The organism is Empedobacter sp. GD03861, assembly GCF_029840885.1.
Classification (GTDB): Bacteria; Bacteroidota; Bacteroidia; order Flavobacteriales; family Weeksellaceae; genus Empedobacter; species Empedobacter falsenii_B.
Genome location: NZ_JAOCDJ010000066.1, coordinates 1 through 5,662 on the forward strand (window position 1 = coordinate 1; position 5,662 = coordinate 5,662).

General features: G+C 31.3%; 8 protein-coding genes. 2 read left to right on the forward strand and 6 right to left on the reverse strand.

The annotated features are described in order from the left end of the window. Positions 1-57: 57 nt before the first annotated feature. The 3 genes from N5D03_RS14480 to N5D03_RS14490 all read right to left on the reverse strand — a co-directional run bounded on the left by N5D03_RS14480 (position 58) and on the right by N5D03_RS14490 (position 1,141). Positions 58-384: a hypothetical protein gene (locus tag N5D03_RS14480; protein WP_115000004.1), complete on the reverse strand. Its 327-nt coding sequence runs from the start codon at positions 382-384 to the stop codon at positions 58-60. Continuing rightward, a complete protein-coding gene (locus N5D03_RS14485) occupies positions 374-718 on the reverse strand; it encodes a phage holin family protein (protein ID WP_115000006.1) in 345 nt (114 codons plus the stop codon). The genes N5D03_RS14480 and N5D03_RS14485 overlap by 11 nt, the downstream gene beginning before the upstream one ends. A 63-nt stretch (positions 719-781) precedes the next feature. Further along, a complete protein-coding gene (locus tag N5D03_RS14490) occupies positions 782-1,141 on the reverse strand; it encodes a YtxH domain-containing protein (protein WP_125350224.1) in 360 nt (119 codons plus the stop codon). A 100-nt stretch (positions 1,142-1,241) separates the two neighbouring features. Between N5D03_RS14490 and N5D03_RS14495 the strand changes: the two genes are divergently transcribed. After that, entirely contained in the window at positions 1,242-2,444 is a 1,203-nt protein-coding gene (locus N5D03_RS14495; RefSeq protein ID WP_280052065.1) for a pyridoxal phosphate-dependent aminotransferase, read from the forward strand. A gap of 13 nt (positions 2,445-2,457) precedes the next feature. Beyond that, complete coding sequence (gene murB, locus N5D03_RS14500; protein ID WP_115000010.1) at positions 2,458-3,477, forward strand: UDP-N-acetylmuramate dehydrogenase; 1,020 nt, start codon at positions 2,458-2,460, stop codon at positions 3,475-3,477. A gap of 28 nt (positions 3,478-3,505) precedes the next feature. Here the strand turns inward: murB and N5D03_RS14505 are convergent, their stop codons facing one another. From N5D03_RS14505 to N5D03_RS14515, 3 genes are all read right to left on the reverse strand, one after another. After that, positions 3,506-3,814 (reverse strand): hypothetical protein, encoded by a 309-nt coding sequence (locus N5D03_RS14505; RefSeq protein ID WP_280052068.1) that lies wholly within the window; start codon positions 3,812-3,814, stop codon positions 3,506-3,508. 4 nt (positions 3,815-3,818) lie between these two features. Continuing rightward, entirely contained in the window at positions 3,819-4,610 is a 792-nt protein-coding gene (locus tag N5D03_RS14510) for a cobalamin-binding protein (RefSeq protein ID WP_219034207.1), read from the reverse strand. A gap of 97 nt (positions 4,611-4,707) precedes the next feature. Beyond that, on the reverse strand, positions 4,708-5,662 hold a 955-nt coding region (locus tag N5D03_RS14515), incomplete at its 5' end, for a discoidin domain-containing protein (RefSeq protein WP_280052069.1).

A 5,662-nucleotide genomic window follows, 5' to 3' on the forward strand; every position in this document is an offset into this window, starting at 1 on the left:
AAATTAACACACAAAAAAACCACTTCAAACGAAGTGGTTTTTTAATATCAAATAATTTTATAATTTTTCTTCTATATATTCCTGAATTTTATTCGTAATAATTGGAACCGCTATCATAATCAATCCAGAAATTAAAATTTTTGTAATTCCCTTCATTGGATATTTTTTTGAAGCTTTATCTCCAGCCCAATTTAATGCACTTTCAACTTTAGAAGAAGTAAAACTTGTATCGGATTTTAAGTTTGTTACAAGATTAACTGCTTTATTTACAAATGAATTTTCATGTTTATTTTCAGCAACTTTCATTTGTAATTTTAGTTTACGTTTTGCCATTCGCAAATCGTCTAAATTTTTTATCGCAGACATTTGTTCTTTATTCTTCATCGTCGTCATCTTCCTGGTTAGACATAGCTTCCATCGCGTTTTCTACGGCAATATTTGTCAAGAAAAGTTTTAATTTCTTTCTAAATAGAATAGAAAAAACCATCATTAAGAAATAAATTCCAGTTACAGCAAGAAAACCTAATCCTGTATCATTAAAATAACCTCCCAAAATAAATCCTAATGCTAAACTTCCTAATAATAATAGAAACAAAGAAAATACGGCAATAATTAATACATAAATACCGCTCGCCAACATATTACTCAGCGAATCTACGAGATCGTATTTAGCTAAAGTTATTCTATTATTAATATAAACTTTTAGTTCATTAAACATAAAATTGATTTATTTCAGACAAAGTTAATTATAAATTTTAAGGAATGTTGTATTTCGAAGAAATTAAACTCCTACGTTTTCTTGAAATTCGTCTTTTAAATCTTCTTTTGTTTGGTTTGCTTTAGATTTTAAATCTTTTCCAGCTTCTTTCGCTTTTGCTACAAACTCGTCTTTTTGTTCTGCTAATTTTGATTTTACTTCGTCTAATTTAGCTTCTAATTCTTTTTTTGTTTTTTTCGCTTTATCAGAAAAATCATTCGCGTATTTGTCTAACTCTTTTTTGTATTTGTCAGCTTCTTTTTTTAATTTTTTGCGAGTGTCTTTCCCTGATTCTGGCGCATATAATAAACCTACTACTGCTCCGATTGCTGTTCCAATTGCTAAACCTGCTAATAATTTAGTTGCATTATTTAATTTACTCATAATAAAGTTTTTTTTGAGATTAAACGTTTTTTATATTTACACTTTAAAATTACAAAAACAATACCAAAGAATTCAAATCAAATTTTAAAAATTACAATAAATGTTAATATTATCTGAAAAATCACAAAATATGCCAGCTTCTCCAATCAGAAAGTTGGTGCCATACGCAGATGCAGCGAAAAAAAGAGGAACGAAAGTTTATCACTTAAATATTGGACAGCCCGATATTGAGTCGCCAAAAGCTGTTTTAGAAGGATTGAAAAATTTTCCTTCAAACATTATTTCTTATACGCACTCAGAAGGAACGTTGGAATATCGTCAGGCTTTGGCAGATTATTTTACAAATCGCGGAATTGAATTAACGCCAGAAAATTTTATTGCAACATTAGGAGGTTCGGAAGCTTTATTATTTATTTTCGGAATTATTGCAAATCCAGGAGATGAAATTATTATTCCAGAACCTTTTTATGCAAATTATAATGGATTTACATGTGAAAACGATGTAAATATTGTTCCAGTTCCATCTACAATCGAAAATAATTTTGCTTTACCATCTGTTGAGGAGTTTGCAAAAAAAATTACGGATAAAACACGTGCAATTTTAATTTGTAATCCTGGAAATCCAACTGGATATGTATATTCGAAAGAAGAACTAAATCAATTGAAAGAATTAGTTCTTAAACATGATATCTATTTAATTTCGGATGAAGTTTATGCAGAATATTTATATACAGAAGAAGAATTTACATCTGTTTTAAGTTTCCCAGAATTGAAAGATAATGCAATTGTAATTGATTCTGAATCGAAACGTTTTTCTTTATGTGGAGCACGTTCTGGAGCTTTGATTACACGTAACGAGAAATTCTTAAAAGCTGCGATGTTATATGCTCAAGCGCGTTTAAGTCCAGTTGAAATTTCTCAATATATTGCAACTTTAGCACACAAAAATGTTAGAACTTATTTCGAAGATTGTCGTACAGAATATTTAAAACGTCGCAACACTTTGGTAAAAGGTTTACAACAAATTCCAGGTGTTGTTTGTCCAAATCCAAAAGGAGCATTTTATTGTATGATTCAATTACCTGTAGATAGTGCAGAAAAATTTGCAATCTGGTTATTAGAATCTTTCTCATCAAATGGAGAAACAGTAATGTTGGCACCAGGAGCAGGATTTTATTCAACTCCAAATTCAGGAATTCAAGAAGTTCGTTTGGCTTATGTTTTGAAAGAAGAAGATTTGGTTCGTTCTGTCGAAATCTTGAAAGAAGCTTTAGAACAATATCCAGGAACAATTAGATCATAAGAAAAATACGAAGATGGAAATCATCGAAAATTATTCATTAAAATTATATAACACATTCGGAATAGAGGCAAAGGCAAAATATTTTGCAGATGTTGCGACTATTCAAGATTTGCGAAAAGTTTTGGTTTTTCGTCGTCAAAAAGATTTACCGATCTTATTTATTGGTGGAGGAAGTAATATGCTTTTTGTAGACGATTTTCCAGGAATTGTGTTAAAATTAAATTTGAAAGGAATCGAAATTATCAACGAAGATGATGATTTTGTGTACGTAAAAGCGCAAGGGAGCGAGAATTGGCACAATTTTGTTGAATGGACGTTGCAAAATGATTTCGGAGGATTAGAAAATCTTTCGTTGATTCCTGGAAATGTTGGTACTGCGCCGATGCAAAATATTGGTGCGTATGGCGTAGAGGTAAAAGATTATATCGAAGAAGTTCAGACATTAGTTTTGGAAACGGGTGATGAGCGTACTTTTACAAATGAAGAATGTCATTTTGGTTACCGCGAATCTGTTTTCAAAAACGAATTGAGAGGACAATATGTTTTGGTAGCGGTTACATTTAAGTTGACGAAGAAAAGTCATAAACTTCATGTTGAATATGGTGCAATAAAATCTGAATTGGAAAAGGAGCAAATTTTTGATCCAACGATTCAAGAAATTAGTGCAGCTGTAATCAAAATTCGTCAAAGTAAATTACCAGATCCTTCGCAGATTGGGAATTCGGGGAGTTTCTTTAAAAACCCTGTCATTTCGAATGAAGAATTTGCTGAAATTGAAAAACTTCACCCAGAAATTTCTCATTACAAAACTGATTCAGGAGTGAAATTAGCCGCAGGTTGGTTGATAGAACATGCAGGTTGGAAAGGAAAACGTTTTGGAGATGCGGGAGTTCACGATAAACAAGCTTTGGTTTTGGTGAATTATGGCAATGCAACTGGACGTGAAATATATGATTTATCTGAACGAATTATAGAAGATGTGAAAACCAAATATGGCGTAACATTGGTTCGAGAAGTCAATATTATACAATAATTTAAATCCCGCTGAAAGCGGGATTTTTTTATTCTTCTTTATTGATTTTTAATTTATAAACTCCAAGAATTAAGATAACTCCGAATGCTATGTATAAAAGTTTTTCGAGAATATTTGTTACTATATTTAGTTCATAAATTGAAACACCAAGATATTCTTTTATAGATAATCTTATTATTGATAATAGTAATATAGAAATTGTTATGAAAATTAGATAATTACTAAAACTTATTTTTTTTCCGTGAGCAACAATAGAAATAATTAATAATAAAATATCGAATACGAAGTGAAGGACTAAAATTACTTTAGTATACAAAATTAAAAAATCCGGATCCATATATTTATTTATAATTTGTAATAATCTCCACAATTTTATCCAAACCATCGGTTAAAGCAGCAGGACCAGGTTGTAAAATCAATTCAGATTTTATTTCGTATAAATGATTTTGTTGAACTGCTTTTACATTTTCGAAACCAATACGTTGTTTTACTTTTTCTGGTTTGAACATTTTACCACACCAAGAACCAATAATAATTTCAGGGTTACGTTCAATCACTTGTTCAGCCAACAAAATACGATCTTTAGCCAAAGCTTTATTTTTGAGTTCTGGAAAAGCTAATTTTCCTCCAGCAATTTCTATCAAATCATTTACCCAAGCGCTTCCCGAAATAATTGGTTCGTCCCATTCTTCAAAAAAAACTGTTGGATGATAGGGAAGGAGAGCAGCTTGTTGTTTTACTTCTTCGAGTTTCTTTTCATAAGATTCAACTAATTTTAATCCTTTATCTTGGCAACCAATCAATGAAGTAAATTGCACAATCATATTTAAAATTTCATCAACTGTTCGGTGATTAAAGATAAACACATTGATTCCTCTTCTAATTAATCCTGCTGCAATATCTGCTTGTAAATCCGAATATCCTACAACTAAATCTGGTTTCAAATTGATGATATCTTCAAATTTAGCATCTAAAAAAGTTGAAACTTTAGGTTTTTCTTTTCTTGCTTGTGGCGGACGATAGGTAAAACCACTAATTCCTACTAAACGATGTTGTTCATTAATGTTATACAGAATTTCAGTTCCTTCTTCGGTTAAGCAAACAATGCGTTGAGGATATCGATTTGATGACATTTTGGCTTGATGTTAAATTGATGTGAGGTATAAAAATAAGAAATTCATACCATTTGTATGATATGAATTTCTTTTGAAAAAACTATGAGTAAAAATGTTAGTTAACTAAAACTCCAAATTCGGATCCAGCAGCGTAATCTTGTCCATTCTGAGAACTTAAAGCTGTGAAACGGATATATCTTCCGCGAATTGGTTTGTCGAACAAAATTGTTTGCAGTTTAGTGTTTTTCTCGAAAGAACCTTCTTTGATAGGGTTACTCCAATTTTTTCCGTCTAAACTAATCTGAATTCTATAATCTTTTATATTTCCATTAGCTCCATCTTGACGAGGTAAATATGTAAATCCTTTAATCATCTTGAATTCTCCTGCATCAAAATCAACCCAATGAGGATATTGCGCAACAGTGACAGAATACATCGTATGCCAAATAGAGCTTGGATTACGATCTACAAGATTTGCAGCATCTCCTTCTCCAGTTTCTTGACTTGAAGCAAAAACAACTTGTAACGGAATCGTTTCTATTTTAGTAAATTTTGAAGAAACTTTAATGTTCGGATTATTTTTATCCCAAGTAACAATTGTATTCGCATCTCTCAATTTGAAAGGTTCTGTATACTTCGTTTCTTTTCCATTCCCGATTTTGTAATACAAATCTGCATGTTGATTTTGGCTCAAAATTGTAACTTCCCCAATTTTGTTTCGTGTAATAAGAAGTGGAGAATCTCCTGCTCCTTTTACTTTTGCTTGCGTTGAATAATTATTGCTTTGAACAGGACGAATAATAAATCCAAAAGTTGTTGCGTTTGGTTTTACACGATCTTGTTCTAATGGTGGTCCTTGCCCACAACTATTTCCTCCAAGCCCTGTAACACCAGCATCTAAATGCATATACGTTCCATTACTTTTTGGTAATTGATAGAAATGAGGCGTTTGCGTTAATTCTAATTCGCTCCAAGGCAAAACAGAAGTTGACATCAAATCTTTGCTTACAAAAACAACCCCATTTCCAGAAGTATCAGTTAAAGAACTCCATCTAACTTCCTCATTATTA

Coding starts and splice junctions, on each gene's coding strand:
- N5D03_RS14480 (WP_115000004.1), bottom strand. CDS start 384: ATGAAGAATAAAGAACAAATGTCTGCGATAAAAAATTTAGACGATTTG.
- N5D03_RS14485 (WP_115000006.1), bottom strand. CDS start 718: ATGTTTAATGAACTAAAAGTTTATATTAATAATAGAATAACTTTAGCT.
- N5D03_RS14490 (WP_125350224.1), bottom strand. CDS start 1,141: ATGAGTAAATTAAATAATGCAACTAAATTATTAGCAGGTTTAGCAATT.
- N5D03_RS14495 (WP_280052065.1), top strand. CDS start 1,242: ATGTTAATATTATCTGAAAAATCACAAAATATGCCAGCTTCTCCAATC.
- murB (WP_115000010.1), top strand. CDS start 2,458: ATGGAAATCATCGAAAATTATTCATTAAAATTATATAACACATTCGGA.
- N5D03_RS14505 (WP_280052068.1), bottom strand. CDS start 3,814: ATGGATCCGGATTTTTTAATTTTGTATACTAAAGTAATTTTAGTCCTT.
- N5D03_RS14510 (WP_219034207.1), bottom strand. CDS start 4,610: ATGTCATCAAATCGATATCCTCAACGCATTGTTTGCTTAACCGAAGAA.